This is a genomic window from Stenotrophomonas sp. GL_101, from assembly GCF_057835675.1.
In genome coordinates this window covers 3,788,005-3,813,016 of sequence record NZ_CM174432.1, presented here as the reverse complement: position 1 = coordinate 3,813,016, position 25,012 = coordinate 3,788,005, and the positions used below count along the sequence as shown (strand labels likewise).

Genomic DNA, 25,012 nt, shown 5'->3' with positions numbered 1-25,012 from the left:
CGCGTCCATGCCCGCACCCCTAGGGGGCAGGCAGGGAGGCTCGAATGAGGTCGCTAGGGTACCATTCCCCCTTTGGGAACATCGGAAAACCCACCATGATTCGAAGCATGACCGCCTACGCCGGCGGTGAGCGCGCCACCGCCTGGGGCACGCTGGGTTGCGAGCTGCGCTCGGTCAACCACCGCTTCCTGGAGGTCGGCACGCGCCTGCCCGAAGAACTGCGCGCGCTGGAACCGCAGCTGCGCGAGCGCATCGCCGCTCGCCTGAGCCGCGGCAAGCTGGACCTGGTGATGCGCCTGCGCGCACCGGAAACCGGCGCCAGCCTGCAGGTCAACGAGGTGCTGCTGGGCCAGCTGGGCGCGCTGGCACACCGGCTGACCTCGGACTTCCCCAGCCTGCAGGTCAGCTTCATCGACCTGCTGCAGTGGCCGGGCGTCACCCAGGGCGAGGCCACCGATGCGGCCGCGCTGCAGGTCGAGGCGTTGGCATTGCTGGACCAGGTGCTGGGCAGCTTCGTGGCCGCGCGCGAGCGCGAGGGCGACCAGCTGGGCAATGCGATCGTCGAGCGCGTGGACGCCATCGAGCGTATCGCCGCCGAGGTCCGCACGCTGATTCCGACCATCCGCGAGGGCCAGCGGACCAAGTTGGCGGCCCGCCTGGCCGACCTGCCGCACCCGGTCGATCCCGGCCGTGCCGAGCAGGAACTGGTGCTGTGGCTGCAGAAGCTGGACGTGGATGAAGAGCTGGACCGGCTGGGCAGCCACATCGTGGAAATCCGCCGCGTGCTCAAGCAGCGTGAGCCGGTCGGCCGACGCCTGGACTTCCTGCTGCAGGAGTTCAACCGCGAAGCCAACACCCTGGGCTCCAAGTCGGTGGACAGCCGTACGTCCAACGCCGCCGTCGAGCTGAAGGTGCTGATCGACCAGATCCGCGAACAGGTGCAGAACATCGAATGAGCCCCCAGCCCACGCCCCCCGGTGCGCCCGCGCGCGGCACCCTGTACATCGTGGCCGCGCCCTCCGGGGCCGGCAAGAGCAGCATCGTCAACGCCACTCTGGCGCGCGACCCGCAGATCGCCCTGTCGATCTCGTTCACCTCGCGCGCCACGCGCCCCGGCGAGGTCAACGGCGAGCACTACCACTTCGTCAGTGCCGAGGAATTCGAACGGATGATCGCCGCCGGCGACTTCTTCGAACATGCCTGGGTGCACGGCGACTGGAAGGGCACCGCGCGCCAGTCGGTGGAGCCGCAGCTGGCCGCCGGCCAGGACGTGCTTCTGGAGATTGACTGGCAGGGCGCCCAGCAGGTCCGCCAACTGGTGCCAGGCACGGTCACCGTGTTCATCCTGCCGCCGTCCCGGCAGGCGCTGCAGGACCGGATGCGCAAGCGTGGCCAGGACAGCGAGGCGGTGATTGCCCAGCGCCTGTCGGCTGCGCGCGAGGAAATGCTCCATTTCAACGATTTCGACTACGTGATCGTCAACGAGGTGTTCGACACCGCCGTGGACGAACTGTGCGCCATCTTCACCGCCAGCCGGCTGCGCCGGGAGGCCCAGAAGGTCCGCCACGCCGGGCTCATCCAGGCCCTGCTGACCCAGGAATCGGCCACAACTGACTGATTCCCAAGGGGCAGCTAACCGGTTGGCTTGATTTTGTCCAGCCCCCACCGGTACAATCCGTCCCCTTTCCCTCATTCGATTGAGCAGCCCGCACCGGCTGCCGGGAGCCCGCATGGCCCGCATCACCGTAGAAGATTGTCTGGAAGTTGTGAACAACCGTTTCGAACTGGTCATGATGGCGTCCAAGCGCGCCCGTCAGCTGGCCAATGGCGTCCAGGCCACCCTGGATAACAGCGAAACCGAAGACAAGCCGACCGTGCTGGCGCTGCGCGAAATTGCCGCCCGCCGGATCGACAACGCCATGATCGACGAAGTCGAGAAGGCCGAGCGCGAGCGTGCCGAGCGTGAAGCACTGGAATGGGCCGCTGCCGAAGTCGTCGCCGACGAAGACATGTCCAAGAACGACGACTGATCGCTTCGGCGAACATACGTTGTTGCCAGAACAGCCCGCCCTTGGCGGGCTGTTCTGCGTCCGGGCCCGGCAAACCAACGCCGCACACCCGGTAGCCGACGACCGTTGGTCGTCGCAACGCACCGGCCGCCCCCAACCGGTAGCCGACGACCGTTGGTCGTCGCATCACGCGCCCAACCCCTGTTCAGACGTTTGCCGTTATCCCGCCGCTGGAATAGTCTTCCAGCATGAACCCAGGCCCCACTGCCAAGGTCGCCTCGCCCCCGGGCGCGGCCGTACCCGACTATGTCCTCCAGCTCGAACGCGCGGCGCATTACCTGCCGCCCGAGCAGCTGCCGTTGCTGCGCCGTGCCTGGGAAGTCGGTGCCGCCGCGCATGCCGGGCAGACCCGCAAGTCCGGTGAGCCCTACATCACCCACCCGGTCGCGGTGGCCCAGGTGCTGGCCGAACTCGGCCTGGATGTGGAGGCGCTGATCGCCGCGATCCTGCACGACACCATCGAAGACACGCCGCTGACCCGCGAGGAGCTGGCCGCCGAGTTCGGCGAAGCGGTGGCCGAGCTGGTCGACGGGGTGACCAAGCTGGACAAGCTGAAGTTCCGCGACCGCCAGGAAGCAGCCGCCGAAAGCTTCCGCAAGATGCTGCTGGCGATGTCGCGCGACCTGCGCGTGATCATGATCAAGCTCGCCGACCGCCTGCACAACATGCGCACGCTCGGCGCGCAGAGCCGCGAAGCGCGCGGCCGCATCGCCCGCGAAACGCTGGAAATCTACGCCCCCATCGCGCAGCGGCTGGGCATGAGCCTGGTCAAGAGCGAACTGCAGAACCTCGGCTTCAAGGCGCTGTACCCGTGGCGCCACGCCATCCTGGAAAAACACATCCGCAGCCAGCCGGTGGTGCGCCGCGAGGCGATGGCGCAGGTGGAAGTGCAGCTCAGCCAGCGGCTGGCCAAGGAAGGGTTGGAGCATCGGCTGGTCAGCCGCATCAAGACCCCGTGGAGCATCTACAACAAGATGCACGACGAGAACAAATCCTTCGACCAGGTGATGGACGTGTTCGGCTTCCGCCTGGTCGTACGCAGCGTGCCCAACGCTTACCACGCGCTCGGTGCGGTGCATGCCACCTTCAAGCCGCTGGACGGGCGTTTCCGCGACTTCATCGCGATCCCCAAGGCCAACGGTTACCAGTCGCTGCACACGGTGTTGTTCGGGCCGTACGGCTCGCCGATCGAAGTGCAGATCCGTACCGAGGAAATGGACCTGATCGCCGAGCGCGGCGTGGCTGCGCACTGGACCTACAAGTTCGGCGGCGATTCGCCCAACAGTGCACAGAGCCGCGCGCATGCGTGGATCGTGGAGCTGATCGATTCGCAGCGGGCGGCCGGTTCCTCGCTGGAATTCCTGGACAACGTCAAGGTCGACCTGTTCCCCGACGAGGTGTACCTGTTCACCCCGAAGGGCAAGATCCTGGCCTTGCCGCGCAATTCCACCGCGCTCGATTTCGCCTATGCGGTGCACACCGACGTGGGCAACATGGCGGTGGCCTCGCGCGTGGACAAAAAGCTGGTACCGCTGCGTACCAAGCTGGTCAGTGGACAGACCGTGGAAGTGATCACCGCGCGCTCGGCCACGCCCAAGCCGCAGTGGCTGGAGTTCGTGGTCAGTTCCAAGGCACGCACCGCCATCCGCCACCAGCTCAAGCAGCTCGAGCACGAAGACGCGGTGCAGTTGGGTCATCGCATGCTCGACCGTGCGCTGGAGGCGATGGACAGTTCACTGGAGCGCCTGCCCAAGGGGCGCCTGGATGCCTTCCTGGCCGAACATCGTTACCCGCGCCTGGAGGCCCTGCTGGCCGAAGTGGCGCTGGGCAACTGGATGCCCAACCAGGCCGCGCAGGCGCTGATGGCCTATGCCGAGCTGCGCGGCGGCGCGCATTCCAAACACTCGCAGGAAAAGATCCTGATCAACGGCAGCGAGCGCGGTGTGGTGAGCTTCGCCAACTGCTGCCAGCCTATCCCTGGCGACGACATCATGGGTTACCACACCGCCGGCAAGGGCATCGTGGTGCATCGCACGGACTGTCCGAACCTGGCCGAGCTGCGTAAATCGCCCGAGCGCTGGGTACCGATCGGCTGGGACACCACCGTCTCCGGCGACTACGACACCTCACTGGTGGTGGAAGTGGAGAACGGCACCGGCGTGCTCGCGCAGCTGGCCGCGGCCATCGCACAAAGCCATTCCAACATCGAACGGGTCGATTACCTGGACCGCGATTTCAACGCGGCGGTACTGGCCTTCAACATCCAGGTGCGCGACCGCAACCACTTGGCCGAAGTGATGCGCCGCCTCCGCCGCCTCTCCGTCGTCCAATCGGTGCGCAGGCAATGATCGGCCCCGGCGCCCCTCGGTCATGCAATCGGCACGCCACCGCGTAGAGTCGACCGTTGGTCGGCTGGCCGCGCAACGCGCGGCAATCATCGGCCCCGGATCGCCAGGGATTGCGGCTTCGGGCCTCGGCTTCGGCGGTACAATGATGGGCCCACTTTTGTTACCTGGAGCTTCCATGTCCCGTCAGATCATCACCAGCGACAAGGCCCCGGCGGCCATCGGCCCGTACTCGCAGGCCGTGCGCGCCGGCAACACCGTGTATTTCTCCGGCCAGATCCCGCTGGACCCGGCCACCGGTGACATCGTCGGTGCCGGCGACATCGAAGCCCAGGCGCGGCGCGCCTTCGACAACCTCAAGGCCGTGGCTGAAGAAGCCGGCGGCACGCTGGACCAGATCGTGCGCCTGGGCCTGTACCTGACCGACCTGGCCGAGTTCGCCAAGGTCAACGCGGTCATGCAGGACTACTTCAAGGCCCCGTTCCCGGCCCGCTCCACCATCGAAGTCTCCGGCCTGCCCAAGGGTGCAAACTTCGAGGTTGACGCGGTGATGGTGCTCGACCAGGCCTGACGTGGCGCGGTCACGGGTTCCTGCACCGGCCCTGGCGGCCGCCGGCGAAGCATCGTTGTCGATGCTTCCCGGGGTCGGCCCGGCGGTGGCCGCCAAACTGGAGGCCCGTGGCCTGCTCACCCTGCAGGATGTGTGGCTGCACCTGCCGCTGCGTTATGAAGACCGTACCCGGCTGAGCACCATCGCCCAACTGCAGCCCGGCATGGCCGCGCAGGTGGAGGGGCGGGTCAGCGCGGTCGAGCGTGGCTTCCGTGGCCGGCCGATGCTCAAGGTCGCCATCGAAGACGACTCCTACGGCACCCTGGTACTTCGCTTTTTCCATTTCCGCGCGCAGCAGGTGGCGCAGTTCGGCGTGGGCGCGCGCGTCCGCTGCTACGGCACCCCCAAGCCTGGCCACCACGGCCTGGAGATCGTCCACCCCAGTTACCGGGTGATGGGGGGCAGCGATGATGAGGACCTGGGCGACAGCCTCGACCCGGTCTACCCCGCGGTGGAAGGCGTGGGCCCGGTCACCCTGCGCCGGTTCATCGGGCTGGCACTGGACCGGCTGCCCGAAGAATCCACACTGGAACTGCTGCCGCCCGATTGGTTGTCCGGGATGGGGCTGCCGTCGCTGCGCAGCGCACTGCTCACCGTGCACCGGCCACCGCCGGACGCCAACCTGGCCGCGCTGGCCAGCGGCACGCATCCGGCGCAACGGCGCCTGGCCATCGAAGAGCTGCTGGCCCACCACCTCAGCCTGCGCCGCCAGCGCATGGCGCTGCAGGCCCATCACGCGCCGTCGCTGCGCGGCCCGGGCAGGCTGGTGAAACAACTGCGCGACAGCCTGCCGTTCCAGCTCACCGGCGCGCAGCAGCGCGTGTTCGAGCAGATCCGCAAGGATCTCGTCAAGGCGCACCCGATGCTGCGCCTGGTGCAGGGCGACGTCGGCTCGGGCAAGACCGTGGTGGCCGCATTGGCGGCGATGCTGGCGGTGGAGCGGGGCAAGCAGGTTGCGCTGGCCGCGCCTACCGAACTGCTTGCCGAACAACATCTCAACAACCTGCGTGCCTGGCTGGAACCGCTGGGCGTGCGCACCGCCTGGCTGGCCGGCAAGGTCACCGGCAAGGCGCGCGCCCGGGTACTGGCCGACGTCGCGTCCGGCGCGGCGCAGGTGGTGGTGGGCACCCATGCGTTGATGCAGGACAGCGTGGTGTTCAATGACCTGGCCCTGGCCATCGTGGATGAGCAGCACCGCTTCGGTGTGCACCAGCGCCTTGCCCTGCGTGACAAGGGCGCCGACGGGCGCAGCGTGCCGCACCAGCTGGTGATGACCGCCACGCCCATACCGCGCACGCTGGCGATGAGCGAGTACGCCGACCTGGACGTCTCGGCCATCGACGAACTGCCGCCCGGGCGCACCCCGGTGCAGACCGTGGCGTTCAACAACGACCGCCGCCCAGAGCTGATCCAGCGCATCGCCGTGGCGTGTGCGGAGGGCCAGCAGGTGTACTGGGTGTGCACGCTGATCGAAGAAAGCGACGAGCTCGATGCCACCCCGGCGCAGGCCACTTACGAATCGCTGCAGGCGCTGCTGCCGGGCGTGCGCGTGGGGCTGGTGCACGGGCGGCTGAAGGGCAGTGAAAAGCTGGCCACGATGGTGGCCTTCAAGGCCGGCCAGCTCGACCTGCTGGTGGCCACCACGGTGATTGAAGTGGGCGTGGACGTGCCCAATGCCTCGCTGATGATCATCGAAAACGCCGAGCGCCTTGGGCTTGCCCAGTTGCACCAGCTGCGTGGGCGGGTAGGGCGCGGTTCGGCAGTGTCGCGTTGCGTGCTGCTGTATCAGGCGCCGCTGTCGAACATGGCGCGCGAGCGGTTGGAAACCATGCGCCAGACCAACGACGGCTTCCTGATCGCCGAAAAGGACCTGGAGCTGCGCGGCCCGGGCGAGCTGCTGGGTACCCGCCAGACCGGCCTGGCCGCGTTCCGCATGGCCGACCTGGCGCGCGATGCCGACCTGCTGCCCGGCGTGCACGCACTGGCCGAGCGGCTGCTGGCCGAAGCGCCGGAGGTGGCCGACAAGGTGGTGCGCCGGTGGATCGGGGCCGCGGTGCGGTATGCGGCGGCGTAAGACGCTGGCGCACGCCCACGCCTGCCGGGGGTAGGTCACGACCGTTGGTCGTGACGGAGCGGGAAAGGGGCTCCGCACGCAGGGCCCCCGGCCCATGGCCGGCGCCTTTCGCACCCGTATTCCCCCGCCTTGTATTTGTCATGACAGGGTGCGAAAGTCCCTTGCCGATTATCAAGACGGCAACGATGACCAAGAAGATTCCGCTGTTGATCGACACCGACCCGGGTGTGGATGACGCCCTGGCCCTGCTGATGGCCTTCGCCGATGACCGCCACGATATCGTCGGGCTGACCATCGCCGCCGGCAATGTCGGCCTGGACCACACCGTGCGCAACGCGCTCAAGCTGTGTGAAGTGGCCGGCCGCGACGACGTGCCGGTGTACGCCGGCAGCGCCGATCCGCTGCTGCACCCCTCGGTGGATGCCGCCCATGTGCACGGCGCCGATGGCTTCGGCGATGTGAACCTGCCGGCCGCCAGGCGCCAGGCCGAAGCCGAACACGCGGCACTGGCCATCCTGCGCCTGTCGCACGAATACGCCGGGGAGCTGTTCCTGGTCGCGCTCGGCCCGCTGACCAACCTGGCCCTGGCCCTGAAGCTGGACCCGACCCTGCCGCAGCGCGTGAAGCGCTTCCTGGTGATGGGCGGGGCTGTGACCTGCCACGGCAACATCACCCCGGCGGCCGAGTTCAACATCGCCTTCGACCCGGAGGCCGCGCACGTTGTATTCACCGGCTTCCCGAACATCGAAGTGGCCGACTGGGAAGCCACCGTCGCCCATGGCCTGCTGCACAAGGACGTCGAACAGTGGCTGGCCGCCGACACCGACAAGGCCCGCTTCTACGAACTGATCTCGCGCCAGACCCGCCTGTGGTCCGAAGACAGCCGTGGTGACCGCTGGTTCGCCGCCGATGCCCTGGCGATGGCGTGGGCGCTGCAGCCCGAAGGCGCGCTGCGGGTCGAATCGCGCCCGCTGAACGTGGAACTTTCCGGCGTCCACAGCCGGGGTGCTACCATTGTCGATTGGAACCGCCAGACCGGGCAGCCGGATAACACCCAGCTGCTGATGGCCTACGACCAAGGGCGCTTTGAAGCCCAGGTCCGGGCCGCGCTCGGCATCCTCTGAGGGGCGCCCCGGCGGCCCATTCGCACGGTTGATGGTCCCGGCTTGCCCTTGGCGGCATCCGGGGCTATAATGCCGCTCTTGACCACCAGCCCTTATTACGGTGCGCGCCCATGAAGGCCGATATTCATCCTGCTTACCGCGACGTGGTTTTCCACGACGTTACCTCTGATTTCAAGATCCTGACCCGTTCGACCATGTCCTCCAAGGACACGGTCAAGTGGGAAGACGGCAACGAGTACCCGCTCGTCAAGGTTGAAATCTCCTCGGCTTCGCATCCGTTCTACACGGGCAAGCACAAGGTGATCGACACCAGCGGCCGTATCGACAAGTTCCAGAAGCGTTTCGGCAAGCCGGCGCCGACCGCAGCCTGATCTGTCGCTGCAGTTGCATGAAAACAACGGTCGCTCTGGCGGCCGTTGTTTTTTGCTGTCTGCCGTTCGCCGCCCTGCGCGCACCCCGCGCTCTTTCCTGAACGCCAGCTGGCGCCGCGTTCCCGCTGCCGCAACGGTGTGTCCGGACATTATTGTCCTACGCGCGTGCAGCCCTTGCCGCGCCTCGCGGCAGCCATACTTCGCCCGGCCTGGCAAGGTTCTACGACTTCCGTCCAAGGGCGGCGAAAATGTTGCTGTGCGATAATGGCGGGATCCACGACAACGATCGTGGACTTCCTTCACGTGCCTGACCCATGCGCTTGGTCGGGCGCCTTCCCCTTGAGGAGCGCACACAGTGTCCGATCTTGATCAGGTCACGCTCAACGCCGGCGACACGTCGGTTGTTCTGCCTGTCATCAAACCTACCCTCGGCAACGATTGCGTCGATATCTCGAAGCTGACCAAGGAAACCGGTCTCTTCACTTACGACTCTGGTTTCACCGCTACCGCCAGCTGCAAGTCGGCCATCACCTACATCGACGGCGACAAGGGCGTGCTGCTGTATCGCGGCTACCCGATTGAACAGCTGTCGGAAAAGTCCAGCTACGTCGAAGTGGCTTACCTGCTCATCAATGGCGAGCGTCCGAGCGCCGAGCAGTTGAAGGCCTTCACCGACGAGCTGGCGGCCGAAGCCAACGTCGATGCATCGATCAACACGCTGATCGCCAGCTTCGCCAAGGACGCCCATCCGATGGCGATCCTGACCGCAGCCATCGCGCAGCTGTCGGGCATCTACCACGCCTCGCTGGACCTGGCCGACGCCGAGCAGCGCCGCCAGGCCGCCGTGCGCCTGATCGCCAAGGTGCCGACCCTGTCGGCGCTGATCTATCGCCATGGCAAGGGCCTGCCGGCCAACACGCCGGACACCTCGCTGGACTACGTCAGCCGCTTCCTGAAGCAGACCTTCGAGTCGGCTGATGGTCAGTACGATCTGAACCCGGACGTGGTCAAGGCGCTGGACCTGCTGTTCATCCTGCATGCCGACCACGAGCAGAACGCCTCCACCTCGACCGTGCGCTTGGTCGGTTCCACCGGTGCCAACCCGTATGCGTCGGTTGCCGCTGGTGTCACCGCGCTGTGGGGTCCGGCCCACGGCGGTGCCAACGAAGCCGTGCTGAAGATGCTGGAAGAGATCGGTTCGGCCGACAACGTCGAGTCCGCCGTGCTCAAGGCCAAGGACAAGACCTCCGGCTTCCGCCTGATGGGCTTTGGCCACCGCGTGTACAAGAACTTCGACCCGCGCGCCAAGGTCATCGGTGAGATGACCGGCAAGGTGCTCAAGCAGCTGGGCGTGCAGGATCCGCTGCTGGACGTGGCCGTCAAGCTGGAACAGGCCGCGCTGCAGGACGACTACTTCGTCGCGCGCAAGCTGTACCCGAACGTCGATTTCTACAGCGGCATCATCTACAAGGCGCTGCAGATCCCGACCGAAATGTTCACCGTCATGTTCGCCCTGGGCCGTACCTCCGGCTGGGTTGCGCATTGGCTGGAACAGCAGGTCGATCCGGAAATGAAGATCGGCCGTCCGCGCCAGGTCTACACCGGCAGCGACGTGCGCGACTACCAAGGCTGATCGCCCCGGTACCGCGTGTTGAAAGGCGCCCCGCATTGCGGGGCGTTTTTTTTGGGTCTTCTCCCATCTGCGGGGCAAGCAGCAACGTGCCATGACGCTTTTCAGGCACAGCCGTCGGCGGGTCGGGCGCTGGGCCCCCATGCCCTTTCCGGCGAATGTCCTCCGGCGTCGGCCTGCGGCCGCCACCTCCCCCTTTATTTCGCCTCCAAGGGCATGGGGGCCCAGCGCCCGACCCACCGGCCACCGCCAAAAACCTTGGCGTCCACCTGCCCACCGCAAGCCGAGCCTCGTAGCAGCCGGTAGGCTCCTGGGCAAAATCAAGGAGGAGGCCGCTCGCGGCCGGGGGACATTTGCGCCAGGGGCCTACCGGCTGCTACGGGGCCCTCACGCTCGCGACCCGCCTGATCGGACACGACAGCCGATCCACACGGTACCGCCCGCGCAGCGTCGTGTTCACTCATCGACGGCCCCTGCAGCAATCACGCTCCCCCCAGATGGGAGAAAAACCTCTTTTCGCGGTGGCTTCGGTTGATGTGGGCACCCTGTGCAGCCACCCATGGGGTGGCTCTACCCGGCGTGCGGATGAACGGGGCCTGCGGGGTGGGGCGGTGCGCTGACGTTTTCGTACTTATTGCATGGGTCTATCGGGCTCTACGGAACAGGCTTGTCACATCAATCAAGCCATGCCGAAAGGAGACCGACCATGAAGCGTTACCTGCTGATTCCGCTGCTTGCCGCTGCATCCACCCTGCACGCCAGCGACGCGCTGGCCGGCTATACCGGACCGGGGGCCACCGCGGTCGCCACCACCGTGGCGCAGGCGCGCCAGCAGCGCGACGACCATGCGGTGCTGCTGCTGGGCCATCTGGTCGCCAAGGTCGGCGATGAACGCTACCGCTTCCGCGACGCCACCGGCGAGATCGAGGTGGAGATCGACGACGAAGACATGCCGCACCTGCCCATCGAAGCGGCCACCACGGTCGAACTGTTGGGCAAGGTGGACACGCACCGCTTCAAGGCCACCGATATCGAGGTGAAACGCGTGCAGGTCCTGCCGCCGCGTTGACCTTCCGCCGGCCCGTTTGCGCAGATTGCCATGTCGGCCTGCCAGGTGACGATGGCACCCGGGTGAGCGCCGTGCGCATGCCCGGCGGTGAACTGGTTCCCGACCTGCGCGAACCCGGCAAGGCGGTACCCGACTGGGTCCAGTGCCCGTTCCACACACCCGTCGAGACGGCATCGCTACCCACGCCGCTGCAGACCCGCTTCCTCTGCTACGAAGCGTTCATGCAGCGCGGCAAGGGCGGCGTTTACCGCGCCGTGGATATCCAGTATTCCCCGGCGCGGCTGTGCGTGGTGAAGGAAGGGCGTCGCCACGGCGAAACCAACTGGCATGGGCTGGACGGCCGCAGCTTCGTCGAGCGCGAGGAAGCGTTCCTGCGCGCGATGGACGGGCTGCCGTTTGCGCCGCCTGCGGTGATCGATGCGTTCTGCATCGGTGAGCACCGCTATCTGGTGATGGAGCACATCGACGGCGAGCCACTGCTGCACGCCTGCGCCGATCCGCAGAAGAAAATTCCGCTGGCCGATGCGCTGGCCTATGCCGCCGGGGTGGCGCAGCTGGTGGCCGACCTGCATGCGGCCGGATGGGTGTGGCGCGACTTGAAGCCGGCCAACCTGCTGGTGGATCGCAGTGGCCGCCTGCGCCCGGTCGACTTCGAAGGCGCGTTGCGTGCCGATGACACCAGCGACACACCGTGGGGCACCCCCAGCTACATGCCACCGGAGGCCAAACGTGGCGCGTTCGCCGGCACCCACCAGCGCGAAGATCTATATGGGCTCGGCGCCACCATCCACCAGCTGTTGACCTCCTGGTTGATGCACCGCGACGAGGCCGATTCGGCGGCGCAGGCCAGCGTGGAGCAGCGGCCTGCATTGGGTCGCCTGCGCAAACAGGTGCCCGTGCACGTGCGCGCGCTGGTCGCGGCATTGATGGATGCAGATCCCGCACGACGTCCGTCGGCGGCCGCCGCGGTTGGCGTGTTGGCGCGTCATGCCCGTGCGGTGTTGCCGGTTCCCGTGCCGGCCACGAGCGACTCGGCGATGGTGCGGCGGGTGCGCGAAAAAATGTGGAAAGACTTGCAGGAAATGCTGCTGGACGAGCCGGTGCTGGGCCAGGCCTAAGCGCTGCACCCGGCGCAGGCCAAGGGTGGCTGCGACCCCCCCTTGCGCCTGGGCAGGGGGGCCATGCGCGCGCGCTGGTGTGCCAGGAAAAGTAGGAATGCGTGCGTTGTTCCGGGACTGCGCGGGGTGTCGCAGAACGGGCCATGCAGCGTCATTTTTAGGACTGGTTGAATGGGGAAATCACGTCTCGCTGACTAATCTGACTGGGCTGCCACACCCCACGCGGTGTTGCGGTGCTTTCGCCGAAAGCTTCCTTTCGATGACACCAAGAGAGAGACCCCATGTCCACCATCTTCAAGAAGGCCGCGCTCGCTGCAGCGCTGGTCGCCGCATCCGTGTCGGCCAACGCCGCCGAATCCCACATCAAGGTCTACACCAATGTGGACACCACCCTGGCGCTGATGAAGGCCGACGGCAGTGCCCTGCCGGACCTGATCACGCTCTCCCACATTCCGGGGCAGGGTTTGAACGCCCACACCGAGCGTGTGCGCATCTATACCAACGATGAAACCAAGGACATCGAAGTCCGCCTGACCACCGATCCGTCGCTGGTGCTGAAGGGCGGCGGCGGCACGCCGATTCCGCTGGCGGTCGACCTCAACAACAAGCGCCTGACAGTCGCCGCCCAGGACTTCCTCGCCTCGGATATCTACGACGGCGCCCTGCAGGGGGCCTCGGTGGTGATGGACCTGCGTATCGGCCAGGTCACCCGCGCACCGGTCGCCGTGGCGGGCGAGTACGAAGGCATCGTCAGCATCGCGATGGTGCAGAAGACCGGCACCCCGTAACACCCTGCGCCGGCCCGGTACCCGGGCCGGCCGCATCAGGCATCAACCTCCATGAACGCTCACGCACCTGCCGGCACCCGGCTGGCGATCGCGCTCGCCCTGTCGTTGGCCACCCCGCTGGCTGCGGCACGGGGCGTACCGGTCGGTTTCGAAGAACTGGCCGAGGGTCAGATCGAACAACTTGATGTGCGCCTGTTCGGCCTCTCGGCCGGGCTGTCGCCGGTGCGCGTGACCCTGGAGCACGTGCAGCTGGAAGACCCGGCGAAGGTGCTGCAGGCATTGGAGCTGTCCACCGAGGCCCAGGCGGCGTTGCTGCCTGCGCTGTCGCAACCGCTGCCGCGCAACAGTCATCGGGCCTGCCGCTATGGCGATGCCAGCGCAGGCTGCGGCTATCTCGATCCACCCGAGGACCCCCACACCGTGCGCGCCCTGTATGACGAAGGCGAGGGCGCGGTGCGCCTGTTCGTCGCCCGCCAATGGATCAGCGCCGAGCCGGCCGCCGACCGCTTCCACCAGATCAGCAGCAACGCCGAGAACGCGTTCCTGCACCAGCAGACCGTCAACCTCAGTGGCGGGCGCGGCTACCAGGCGCTCACCGCCCAGGGCGCCGGTGCGCTTGGCCTGTTCCAGCGCGGCCACCTGGCGGCGGACTGGAACTTCAGCAGCCAGCAGTACCGCAGCGGCCCGCGCCGCCAGCAGTTCCAGGTCGACAATGCCTATTACCGCCACGACCTGGGCCAGCAGCATTACCTGCAGGCCGGGCGCATGGACCGGCGCAACCTGTCCAGCCCGCAGGGCGGCACCTTCAGCTTCAGCATGATGCCGATGGACCGCTTCGCCGGCCTGCGCGTGGGCACCACCCAGGCCTACGTGGACACCGAGTCCGCCGTCCAGGCCACGCCACTGACCGTGCTGCTCGGCCGCGACGCGCGGGTGGATGCGTTCGATGGCGAGCGCCTGCTGCAGACCTTCTACCTGCAGGCCGGCATCAACGACCTGGACACCCGGCGCTTCCCGTTCGGCACCTACACCGTGTCGCTGCGCATCTACGAAGATGGCGTGCTGGTACGCAGCGAAGATGCGCCCTTCGACAAGGGCGGCGACTGGACCAACAGCAGCGTGCAGTGGTTCCTGCAGGGCGGCCGCCGCAACGAGCGCCGCAGTGACCGCTTCGACGGCGAGATGGCCGCCATGGGAGGCGTGCGCGTGCCGTTCGGGCGCGACCTGGCAATGACGGCCGGCGTCGCCGACATCGGCGGTTTCAGCTATGGCGAGCTGCGCGCGGATTTCCGCCGCCTGTTTGCCACCCAGGAATTCCGCGCCTCCTTCAGCGGCCTGCGTGGCAGCGACGGCAGCAGCGGCCAGCAGCATCAGCTGTCCTACCGCCGTCTGGCCTCCTGGAACCTGTACCACCAGCGGCTGCGCGGCAAGGCCTGCCAGTTCGAGGACGACGCGCGCGACCGCCTGGGCTGCGCCGATTCGCTCAGCGCCTCGATGGCGCTGCCGGTGGCCGGCGGCAGTGCCTACGTGGCTTACACCCGCCGCCAGACCTGGAGCCGCGGCGCGCTGCTGCCGGGCGACATCGACGACCCGATGGCCGGGCTCGACCCGCTGCTGCCACCGTGGGAGCAGCGCTACACGCGTGAACCGCAGCTCAGCCGCACCTGGCAGGCCAGCTACAGCCGCGTGCAGCGCTGGCAGGAGTTCAGTGTGTCCACCCGCATCGGCCTGTGGCAGCAGACCACGCGCAGCAGCCTGCGCGATGGCCGTGACCGCGGCCTCTATCTCAACCTGAGCCTGACCCGCCTGCAACGCGGCGACCGCGGCACCTCGCAGCGCCGCTATGGCCTGGACTATCGGCAGCCCCGGCACGCCCGCCCGGAGCTCAACTACAGCGCCGGCCAGACCGTGCGCCAAGAGGTGGAGACGCAGTACCGCGAAGCCTCGCTGGACCTGCGCGGCAACAACAGCGACCGCTACAGCGCCGCGCTCAGCGCGCAACTGCAGAACAGCGTCGGGCACACCGGTGTGACCCTGGCCCACTACCAGCAGCACGGCAGCGATGAGCTGGCCTACAGCGCCACCCACAGTTCCGGGCTGGCGCTGGGACGCCGCGGCTTCTACTGGGGCGGTGGCCTGGGCGCGGACGCCGGGCTGGCCGTGCAGGTGGACGACACCGACGACCTGGAACTGACCGGCGTGGCCGCCGAGCTGCAGGTGGGGGGGCAGCGCCGGCAGCGCCTGGCACTGGGCGAACGTCGCCTGCTGCCGCTGCCGGCGTACCAGTCGCACCGTGCCGAAGTGCAGGACGCCAGCGCCCTGACCAGCGATGCCGCCATCCGCGTGACCGGGGTGGGCGGTGCACGGCCGCTGTTCCTGTCGCCGGGCCGCCTCGTGCAGCTGCCGGTGCCGATCGAGGTGACCTACACCTTCATCGGCAACGCGCGCGACATCGCCGGCGTGCCGCTGCGCGGTGCGCGCATCCTCAACGCGCCGGTGCCCGGCACCGGCGCCAACGGCGGCTTTGTGGCCGATTTTCCACGCCGCGAACGCACCCTCTACCTGTTGCAGGACGACCGCCTGCTGCAGTGTCCGCTGCAGGTTCGCGAGCGCCGCAACGTGGTGATGCTGGTCGGCCAGGTGCAGTGCGCACCGTTGAACGTGGCGCAGCTGCCCGCCGACATCCGCCAGCAGGCGCGGGTAACCCGCCTGCTGCAGGAACAGGCGCTGATCGCGGTCGTGCCGCAGACCGCTGCGGCCGGAGGGACGCCATGAACCGGCGTGGCGTATGGGCGGTGTTGCTGGTGATGGCATTGCTGATGGTGATGCCGAAGGCGTGGGGGCAGAGGCCGCCGCAGACGGAACCCCCGAGAGGGGTCGTCGCCTTGGATACCGTGATGTCGTGGGATAAGTCCGCGATGCCCGGCGACATCGAGCTGATGGCGCCCAAGACAGTCCTCGCCTACGACAGGTTTGACTATGGAAAGCTCTACGGAAGGCTATTCCTCACATGCAGTAGCGCGAGCTTCCCAACCTTGGGGCGCTGCCCGATAGAAGACAGCGGCGAAATATCCTCGAACGTATCCAAGGTCGGACTTGTGCTGACTGAAGAGCGCACAGGCACCGTGACGGAGGTTGTGGTGCACGGGCAGCTGCTACGGGCTGATGGCACTTTTGCATGTTCTAGCGACTCGTGGAAAGCGTACCCGCAGCCGCTGCACACCTCTTACGCAGACTACTGCACCTTCAATCCCCCGGCTGGAACCAGCATGCACTTGTGGCTGCCAAATTCGGAGCTTGAGCGGCTTGTGGCGGGAAAGTGGAAAGGTGCGCTCGAACTCAACTTGCGCTCTCCGGTGGAAGACGCATTAGGCGTCTACCGCTTCACGTTCGACTTTACCATCACCGATCGCGATGCTGTCTCCATCTACTTCCCCGCCTTCGAACACGTCTCCCCGCTGGTCCAGCTCAACGCCGCCTATGACCCCATCGGTCATACAGTGGGCGGGCGCACGGTGCTCGACATGTGCCTGTACGACGGACTCGGATCCCAGTCGCAGTACCTGGGCGTGACCGTGCGGGATATCGCCGGGCACCCACCCGGACCGAGCGGCTATTCGCTCTGGCATGACGATGGCGGCGCCGACGACACGCGGCGCCTGGACTACGCCGTCAGCCTTGCCCACAACGGCGCAACAGTGCCCCTGCCCAGTGGCGTGGAGCAGCAGCTGCACGGCATCGACACCGCCCGGCTACGGCTGGTGCTGCTTCCCGGCATGAACCAACCGGTGTTCTGCGTGCCCACGCCGCTCACCTTCGATATTCCCCGTGTACCCATTTCCACCCAGCAGCCCGGTGTCTATTTCGGCGAGGTGCAAGTGGAGCTGCGTGTCCCCACCACCACGCCGTGACCCCGCCAGGAGTACCCATGAAACGCGTCATTGCTTGCCTGATTCCCCTGACCCTGATGCTGGCCGTGCCAGCCCAGGCCAACCTCACCGTGCACCCCATGCGCGCCTCCGTGGATGCCAAGCGCAGCACGCAGATCCGCATCTATTCGCAGTCCACGCAGCCGCAGTACATCCAGGCCTCGCTGCGCCGCATCGTGGATCCCGCCGGCGCGCAGGAGCATGAGGTGGAGGTCGAACCCGGCGAGGCCGCCATTGCCATCACCCCGGGGAAATTTGCCCTGGCCGGCGGCGGCAACCGCTTGATCCGGGTCATTCCCCTGCAGCCGGTGGAGGCCGAAACCGCGTACCGGGTGTACTTCGAAGGCGTGCGCGGGCCGGACGACACCCCTGTCGGCGGCGTTGACGGCGCGCAGGCCAGCGTCGGCGTGAACCTGGTGTGGGGCGCGCTGGTGAACGTGCTGCCCGCAGAGGGCAGCGTAGGCCCCCGCGTAACGGGCGATGCACTGCGCAACGACGGCACGCTGCGCCTGGGCATTACCAGCATCGCCGATTGCGACGGCAGCCGCTGCACCGCACATGAGGTGTCGCGCAGCCTGTATCCGGGCAGCGCGCTGCCGCTGCCGTTTACGGTCACGCCAGGCCACACCGTGCAACTGCGCTATCGGCTCACGCGCGATGGCAACCGCGAACACGTGACCACCCTTACCCCCTGATTACCTGTCCCACTGGGCGTCGTGCCCGGCGGGAGCAAGTTGGAAACTCTGCCAAGGAGAGTTCAATGAACAAGATCTACCGACGTCTATGGTCCACCGCGCGTCAGTGCTGGGTGGTGGCGAGTGAGCTGACATGTGCGCGAGGCAAGCGCGCTCAGACCGTACAGTGTGGCGCGGCCGTAGCCGTGCTGCTGGCGATGCCACTGATGGCCGGCGCTGCAGACAGGACGTCACATGAAGACGAACTCGAGTGGTGGCAACGCCAGGCGCTGACCGCCCTCCAGCCCAGGCAGGCTGCCTCAGCGCCGATCGGCGTCAACGCCGTTCATCGGATGGACGTTTACAACAACACGACGGCGTCGGCCTGGAGCCTGATCACGGCGGCGGAAACGATGGCGGTGGGTGCCGAAGCGCAGGCGGGCGGGCTGGAGAGCATCGCGGTGGGTATCCGTTCCAAAGCAGCGGAGGCCTACAGCGTGGCACTCGGCAACCGCGCGGAGACCTATGGCACGCACGCGGTTGCCATCGGCTTCGGTAGCCGCGCGCACTCCACCGGATCGATGGCTATCGGCAACGACTCGCGTGCAGAAGGGCACAACTCGCTCGCGTTCGGTAGCGGTGCCCGAGCGGTTGGCAGCGGCACCATCGCGTTGGGAGGCGACACAAAGGCGCGCGCGGAGGGATCCATTGTCATCGGCGACTTCGGCGAGGTGGCCAATACGGGTTCCCGTCATTCGATCGTCATCGGCAATCACGCGTCGGCCGGGGGGTATGCCAACAGCATTGCCATTGGGCGTGCCGCGCGAGCGGACGGCGCGGGCAACGCCATGGCACTCGGTGCGGATTCCCGCGCGAGCCACGGCAACTCGGTTGCATTGGGTGCAAATTCCCAAACCAATAGAGAGAATCAGATTTCAGTGGGAAACAGTACGCTGAAGCGCAGCATCGTCAACGTGGCAGACGGTACGCTGAATGCGTCCAGCACTGATGCGGTCAATGGCAGGCAGCTGCATGGCACCAACCTGCGCGTGGCGGCCGCCACGGCCCGGCTGGACGCAGACGCGGTTGCCATTGGCCGGGAGGCAACGGCGCGAGGCACCACTGCCGTTGCTGCCGGGCGCAGCGCCGCGGCCAACGGCGCGAATGCCGTCGCCATCGGTGCGTACGCCAGTGCAGCGGGCGAAAGTGCCATAGCGCTCGGGTTGCGCGCCAATGCTGCAGGGAAGGAGTCGTTGGCCATTGGCAATAATTCCACGGCCGACGCCTTCTCGTCGTTTGCCATTGGTGCCGGAGCCCACTCCATGGCCGAAGGCGGCATCGCGATGGGCTACCAGGCCAAAGTGGTGAGCCCCAACGCAAAGCTGGCGGTGGCCATCGGTGAAAAGGCCACGGCCGGCGATGCAGGCTCGGTGGCACTGGGGGCGCATTCGACCACGAGCGGGACCAACCAGGTCTCGGTTGGCAACGCCACCACCAAGCGCAAGATCGTCAACGTGGGCCAGGGCACCTTGAGCAGCAGCAGTGACGAGGCCGTGACGGGCCGCCAGCTGTTTGCCACCAACCAGACGGTGGCCACCGTCAAAACCACGGCCGACAGCGCGCTGGCCAAAGCGACCCAGGCGAACGATCTGATCAGCCAGACCGCCGCCAATGGCCAGGTACGTCTAGGTGCCAACAATACCGGCACCGTCATCGACGTGAAGAACAAAAATGGGGCGAAACGGCGGATCCAGAATCTGGACAACGGTGTGCTCAGTACCAGCAGTACCGATGCGGTCACCGGGCAGCAGCTGCATGCCACCAACCAGGCCGTCACCACCGCAACGGCAACCGCCAACACTGCGCGCACCGCCGCCGAGGCGGCGACTGCGCGCTTGAACGCACCGGCACCGGCAGTAGGCCAGGGAGCCTCCGCAGAAGGTGCGGGCGCGACTGCCGGCGCTGCGCTGGGGTACGGCGCAAAATCCTACAACGCGAACGGGCTGGCACTGGGTGCGGATGCCCGGGCCGGGGTGAAGGCCGATGGCAGCAAGGATGCGTCCACCGGCGCAGTGGCGCTGGGTGCAGGGACGCGCAGCGGCAATGGCGCGGTGGCTGCCGGCCTGCGCGCTGCGGCAGTGGGGGACCGGGCCGTGGCATTGGGTAATGATGCCGGTGCCTCGGGCATCCATGCGGTGGCGCTGGGCTACAAGGCGTCAGCCACGGCCAACCAGGCCACGGCCTTGGGCCGTGAGGCGCGGGCCACGGGGACCTACGCGAGCGCACTGGGCAACCTTGCTGCAGCGACCGCGGAAAGCAGTGTCGCGCTGGGCGAGCGCTCCACGGCGAGCCACACTGGCAGCGTAGCGCTTGGTAGTGGTGCCCAGACCACTGGCGCCGACCAGGTGTCCGTAGGCAGTGCCACCAAGCGACGGAAGATCGTGAACGTTGCCGACGGCACGCTCAACGCCACCAGCACCGAAGCGGTCACCGGTAAGCAGCTCAATGCAACGAACGTGGAGGTCGCAGCGGTGCGCACGGCTGCAACCGCCGCAAAAGCCACCGCCGACAGTGCGCTGGCGAAAACCAATGAACTGGGCGGGTTGATCAGCCAGGCGTCGGCTACCGGCGCTGTGCGCGTGGGCGGCGAGAACACCGGCACTGTGATGGACGTACGCAACAAGTCCAACGCCAATCGCACGCTGAGCGGCGTGGCCGATGCCACGCTCAACGCCACCAGCACCGAAGCGGTAACCGGCAAGCAGCTCAATGCAACGAACGTCGAGGTCGCGGCGGTGCGCACCGCTGCCACAGCCGCGAAGACCGCCGCCGATAGTGCGCTGGCCCGGGCCCGCGCCACCGGCAACGTGCTGTCGACAGCGGCTGACGTGAGCGATGCAGACAAGGCCACCGCCACCGGCGACTACGCCATGGCCATGGGCGGCAAAGCCCGGGCAAACGGCCTGGCCACCCTGGCCCTGGGCAACAATGCCAATGCGGTGGGTACCAACGCGATCGCCATCGGCAGCGCCACCTCCGCGACGGCGAAATACGCTGTTGCCCTGGGCGGGAATGCGAAAGCCACGCACGAGAACGCGGTGGCGTTGGGCGAAGGGTCCGTCACCGGCGGAACGGCCCAGGTTTCCGTGGGTAACGCCACGTTGCAGCGCAAGCTGGTGAACGTGGCCGATGGCACCCTGAGCAGCACCAGCACCGATGCAGTGACGGGCAAGCAGGTGCACGCCACCAACCAGAAGGTGGCGGCCAACGAAACCCTGCTGGGCAACCATGCCACGCAGCTGACCAGTCAAGGGACGCGCATCGCCGATAACCGGCGCGACCTCGATGCACTGCGAACCGATTTCGACAACTTCGATCCAGAGCTGGAGGGTGTGGTCCGCTTTGAAGCGGACGGCTCGGTCGATATGGACGGCGGCAAGGTGCGCGGGGTTGCGGCGGGTGATATCAGTTCGGCTGCCAGTACTGACGCTGTGAATGGTGGGCAGTTGTTTGCAACGAACCGTCGCGTAGATGCGTTGAGTGAAAGCGCCAAGTACCTGGCCTTTGGACAGTTCCTTGATCAAGAGGCAGCAGAAGCAGGACGGCTTGCAATCGCATTGGGCGATTCTGCACAGGCGTCGACTACTGGTGGCTCCGAGGGTGCAGTTGCACTGGGTGCCTACGCGGTCGCGGAAGGCACAAACTCAGTCGCTTTGGGACGTGCGTCCCATGTGCATGAGGGCGCGGCCAGAGGTTTTGCGCTTGGAGCAGAATCCCAAGTCGCCGATGCAGGCGGTGTGGCGCTTGGACCTGCGAGTGTCGTGTTGAAAGGGGCAATGGGGTCTGTGGCGATTGGAGCTCAGTCTGTAGCGAAAGACACCAACACGGTCTCATTTGGTAACGACGGATTGCAGCGGCGTCTGGTAAACGTTGGTCGAGGACTGGGTGACCACGATTCGGCGACGGTAGCTCAGTTAGCGGAAGCTATTGCGACTCTTGGTGGCGCCGCGGGACTGGATGCACGGGGCAGCGTTGTTGCCCCCAGTTACAGCGTGCAAGGCGAAATATTCAATACAGTAGGTGACGCACTTTCGAGTTTGGATGGCGCGGTGACCGCCGGCGGCTCGCGAGTCGATGACTTGGAAGGAAAGCTGCGCGCGACATTTCAAGACGTTCCGTCAATGCGACCCGATGGCAGCAGGCAGTTGGCGTTGGCTGGTGTAGGGGGTGCGGTGCTCACCAACCTGGTCGACGGTAGCGTCAGCGCTGGTAGCCGTGATGCAGTGACAGGCAATCAGCTGTTTGAGGCGAAGCGAGAGATAGCGCGGAATCGCAGTGAGCTGAATGAACTGCAGAAAGATCGGAATGATCTGAAATTTACCGATACGGCGGTAGCGATGACTGCAGCTGGTGACGTCGATTTTGGAGGTAGCCGACTAACCGGGATTTCCAATGGAAGGATATCCGATGGCAGCTCCGACGCGATGACGGGGGCGCAGCTTTTTCAGACCAACGAACGTGTTTCGGATCTGGAGTTGACGAGCAAGGTGATTGCAATAAGCTCTAAGAATGACAGCAATTCGCCTGCGAAGGCTGGTGACCGCTCAGTAGCCATTGGCGAGTATGCATCCGCTAGCGTTGATAGTGAGGGCGGCACAGCAGTCGGTAACTATGCGCGGGCGAGCGCAAGAAACTCTGTGGCGATCGGTCAATCCTCTTCGGTGAGTGGTTTCAACGAGGGGGGGCTGGCAATCGGCTCAAGCGCACGTGCAGACGCTCGTGGAAGCATGGCCATCGGTGACCGCGCCTGGGTCTTCGGCGGTGCGGAGAACTCGGTGGCTATTGGTGCGGGCTCTGAGGCGATGCGTTCCAATGAAGTTTCGATCGGAACCCATTCAAATCGACGCAGGCTGACGAGCGTTGCAAACGGAATTGCCTCATACGATGCTGCGACTGCTGGGCAGCTTCGAGACGCTTTGTCGTCACTTGGTGGAGGAGCTACATTGGATCGTCAGGGCAACATTGTCTCTCCGTCGTACAAGATTCAGGGTGGTCAACAGAACACCGTCAACGGCGCCCTAACCGCCCTCGACACTGCCGTGACCACCACCGGTACCCGCGTCGATAAAGTGGAGAACCAGTTGCGCTCGGTCTTCCAGGACGGCCCGGGTACCCGCAGCGATGGCCTGGGCCAGCTCAACCTGGCCGGCGCCAACGGCATGGTGCTGGGCAATGTGGCCAACGGCCTGATCGCGCCGGGCAGCCGTGATGCGGTCAACGGTGGCCAGTTGCATGCCATCGAGCAGCGCCTGGATGGTCGCATCGATGGGTTGGAACAACGCACCGGTGCCGCGCCGGAGGGCAGGGCGCTGGCAGCGTCCAACGCACCCGCGCCGCCAGCGGCACCGGAAGGCGACGGCCAGGCCGGGGCGTCCGGTGACGCGGCCGGCGCCGCCGCAGACCGTGCCGGCGGCAGCATCGCCAGCGCTGACGGCGGTGGCACGCCTGCTCCGGCCGACGCGCCGGCGCCCACGCCGGCACCCACCCCGCAGGTCGACACGGCCGACCTGGAAAAGATGCTGGCCCGCGCCAACGAGTACACCGATGGCGCCATCAAGGGCGTCGAACAGCGCCTGGACAAGATGGACAAGCGCTTCAACCGCATGGCCGCGATGAGCAGTGCGCAGACGGCCATGGCCATGAACACCGCTGGCCTGTCCACCTACAACCGTCTCGGTGCGGGCGTGGGCTATGCCGAAGGCGAGTCGGCCATGGCCGTGGGGTACCAGCGCGTGCTCAACGACAAGGGCTCGGCCACCTTCAGCCTCAACGGTGCGTTCACCAACAGCGGTGAGCAGAGCGTGGGCCTGGGCGTGGGTATCGGCTGGTGACCCACCGGGCAGGGCCTGCACCAGGCCCTGCCCTTCAAGGAGCGAGTGCAATGGATACCATTACCAACCAGATCGCCCTGCGCCTGGGCTATCTGAACATCGTGCAGGGCGTGATCAACCGGCTGGCCAACAGCGCCTCGGCCATGAAGGGCGCCAGCGTGGCCGTGATGGCCGCGATGCTGGCCTGCGCGTTGGGCCAGGGGGCCGCGCTGCACTGGGCGGTGCTGCTGCCGCCGGGGTTGCTGTTCATGGGCTTCCACGCCTACTTCCTGCAGTACGAACGCGCCTTCATTGCGCTGTACAACGATGCAGCGGACCGCGCATTGGACGACGTGGTGCCACTGCGCATCGATCTGCGCCGCCTGCGTGCCCTGCGCGATCCGCTGCTGGCGGTGCTGTTCCGGCCCACCGTGCTGGGATTTCACCTGCTGCTGGTTGGCGGCTGCGTCGGCGCATTGCTGCTGGCCCAGGGGGCGCGCTGATGCTGCTGAAGCTCAACGAGGGCCAGGTTGCCCTCCACGACCTCGCCGTGAAAACGGCCGAGGTGGACGCCTACGAGCAGCGCTGGAGCGAGACCTTGCAGCGCGTATCGGCCTACCTGGGTGACAGCAGCAGCGTGTTGGAGCCCGATGCACTGCAGCCGCTGTCAACGCTGCCCGCTGTTGATGTTTACCTGTCCCATGCCGTGGGCAACCCGGCACGGGTCGTGCAGCTGGCGGTCGCGCTGGAGGCGACTGGTCTGAGCGTATTCGTCGGCTCCAGCCTGTGGCAACGTGCCGAGGCGCTGTCGCGCGACATGCAGCGCCCGTCGGGTGAACACGCCGACCTGCTGGATACGCCGTATGCCAGGCAGGGCCGCACCACCCGCGCGTCGACCAGCATCTGCACCGTGGTCGCTGCCGTGCAGCAGCGGCTCATCGAGAGCTGTGAACTGTTCATCCATCTCGAGCACGCGCCGGTGCGGCTTGCCGACGTGGTGCACAACAGCCGCTGCGGTGGCTCGACGTGGGCGCTGTCCGAGCGCCTCTACGCCCGTCATGCCACGCGACGTGGCCGACCGCCACTGCGTCTGGAAGCAATGAAAGACCAGGGCGAAGCGACGTCTAGGCCCTTGCTGGCGGCCCAACAGGCGCACGTCATGGAGTGGGAACGCCTGCTGCGCGCGATTGTGGATACGACGGGATTGCCGTCACCGCCGGGCTGGCGTGACAACCCGGTATTTCTGGATCACCTGTACGGGAAGCTGCCGTTGAGCGCACCGGAGAGGGCGCTGCTCGGGTGGTGATGCCGATGATGAAGATCGAGACCGGAATCAAGGAG

Annotated in this window: 18 protein-coding genes; all 18 read left to right on the top strand. The window is 66.6% G+C overall.

The window, feature by feature from the left end; translation table 11 throughout:
- The first annotated feature begins 95 nt into the window (after nt 1-95).
- The 18 genes from AC3IR9_RS16785 to AC3IR9_RS16700 all read left to right on the top strand — a co-directional run bounded on the left by AC3IR9_RS16785 (nt 96) and on the right by AC3IR9_RS16700 (nt 24,977).
- Nucleotides 96-956, top strand: coding sequence for a YicC/YloC family endoribonuclease (locus AC3IR9_RS16785; protein ID WP_489292129.1), 861 nt, complete (start codon nt 96-98; stop codon nt 954-956).
- Nucleotides 953-1,618: a guanylate kinase gene (gmk, locus tag AC3IR9_RS16780; RefSeq protein WP_489292128.1), complete on the top strand. Its 666-nt coding sequence runs from the start codon at nt 953-955 to the stop codon at nt 1,616-1,618. The genes AC3IR9_RS16785 and gmk overlap by 4 nt, the downstream gene beginning before the upstream one ends.
- Nucleotides 1,619-1,730: 112 nt before the next feature.
- On the top strand, nt 1,731-2,030 hold the full coding sequence (gene rpoZ / locus AC3IR9_RS16775; RefSeq protein WP_489292126.1) for a DNA-directed RNA polymerase subunit omega: 300 nt from the start codon (nt 1,731-1,733) through the stop codon (nt 2,028-2,030).
- A gap of 227 nt (nt 2,031-2,257) precedes the next feature.
- Entirely contained in the window at nt 2,258-4,417 is a 2,160-nt protein-coding gene (locus AC3IR9_RS16770) for a RelA/SpoT family protein (RefSeq protein WP_489292125.1), read from the top strand.
- A 175-nt stretch (nt 4,418-4,592) separates the two neighbouring features.
- Entirely contained in the window at nt 4,593-4,985 is a 393-nt protein-coding gene (locus AC3IR9_RS16765; protein ID WP_489292123.1) for a RidA family protein, read from the top strand.
- A gap of 1 nt (nt 4,986) precedes the next feature.
- Nucleotides 4,987-7,098, top strand: a complete 2,112-nt coding sequence (gene recG / locus AC3IR9_RS16760) for an ATP-dependent DNA helicase RecG (RefSeq protein WP_489292122.1) — start codon at nt 4,987-4,989, stop codon at nt 7,096-7,098.
- Nucleotides 7,099-7,283: 185 nt separating this feature from the next.
- The gene (locus AC3IR9_RS16755) at nt 7,284-8,222 is read left to right on the top strand and encodes a nucleoside hydrolase (protein WP_489292121.1); all 939 of its coding nucleotides are present in this window, start codon (nt 7,284-7,286) and stop codon (nt 8,220-8,222) included.
- Between the two features lie 110 nt (nt 8,223-8,332).
- Complete coding sequence (locus AC3IR9_RS16750) at nt 8,333-8,593, top strand: type B 50S ribosomal protein L31 (protein ID WP_489292120.1); 261 nt, start codon at nt 8,333-8,335, stop codon at nt 8,591-8,593.
- 355 nt (nt 8,594-8,948) lie between these two features.
- Nucleotides 8,949-10,226 carry a citrate synthase gene (locus tag AC3IR9_RS16745; RefSeq protein ID WP_489292118.1) on the top strand — a complete coding sequence of 426 codons (1,278 nt, stop codon included), beginning with the start codon at nt 8,949-8,951 and terminating at the stop codon, nt 10,224-10,226.
- Nucleotides 10,227-10,929: 703 nt separating this feature from the next.
- A complete protein-coding gene (locus AC3IR9_RS16740; protein ID WP_489292117.1) occupies nt 10,930-11,292 on the top strand; it encodes a NirD/YgiW/YdeI family stress tolerance protein in 363 nt (120 codons plus the stop codon).
- Nucleotides 11,293-11,354: 62 nt separating this feature from the next.
- On the top strand, nt 11,355-12,410 hold the full coding sequence (locus AC3IR9_RS16735; protein WP_489292115.1) for a protein kinase domain-containing protein: 1,056 nt from the start codon (nt 11,355-11,357) through the stop codon (nt 12,408-12,410).
- Nucleotides 12,411-12,691: 281 nt separating this feature from the next.
- Complete coding sequence (locus tag AC3IR9_RS16730; RefSeq protein ID WP_489292113.1) at nt 12,692-13,198, top strand: CS1 type fimbrial major subunit; 507 nt, start codon at nt 12,692-12,694, stop codon at nt 13,196-13,198.
- A 51-nt stretch (nt 13,199-13,249) separates the two neighbouring features.
- The gene (locus AC3IR9_RS16725) at nt 13,250-15,973 is read left to right on the top strand and encodes a TcfC E-set like domain-containing protein (RefSeq protein WP_489292112.1); all 2,724 of its coding nucleotides are present in this window, start codon (nt 13,250-13,252) and stop codon (nt 15,971-15,973) included.
- On the top strand, nt 15,970-17,109 hold the full coding sequence (locus tag AC3IR9_RS16720; protein ID WP_489292111.1) for a CblD like pilus biogenesis initiator family protein: 1,140 nt from the start codon (nt 15,970-15,972) through the stop codon (nt 17,107-17,109). The genes AC3IR9_RS16725 and AC3IR9_RS16720 overlap by 4 nt, the downstream gene beginning before the upstream one ends.
- 17 nt (nt 17,110-17,126) lie before the next feature.
- Nucleotides 17,127-17,822 carry a pilus assembly protein gene (locus tag AC3IR9_RS16715; protein WP_489292110.1) on the top strand — a complete coding sequence of 232 codons (696 nt, stop codon included), beginning with the start codon at nt 17,127-17,129 and terminating at the stop codon, nt 17,820-17,822.
- 65 nt (nt 17,823-17,887) lie between these two features.
- Nucleotides 17,888-23,692, top strand: coding sequence for an ESPR-type extended signal peptide-containing protein (locus tag AC3IR9_RS16710; RefSeq protein ID WP_489292108.1), 5,805 nt, complete (start codon nt 17,888-17,890; stop codon nt 23,690-23,692).
- Between the two features lie 50 nt (nt 23,693-23,742).
- Nucleotides 23,743-24,174: a hypothetical protein gene (locus AC3IR9_RS16705; RefSeq protein ID WP_489292106.1), complete on the top strand. Its 432-nt coding sequence runs from the start codon at nt 23,743-23,745 to the stop codon at nt 24,172-24,174.
- Nucleotides 24,174-24,977 carry a hypothetical protein gene (locus AC3IR9_RS16700; protein WP_489292104.1) on the top strand — a complete coding sequence of 268 codons (804 nt, stop codon included), beginning with the start codon at nt 24,174-24,176 and terminating at the stop codon, nt 24,975-24,977. The genes AC3IR9_RS16705 and AC3IR9_RS16700 overlap by 1 nt, the downstream gene beginning before the upstream one ends.
- Nucleotides 24,978-25,012: the final 35 nt, after the last annotated feature.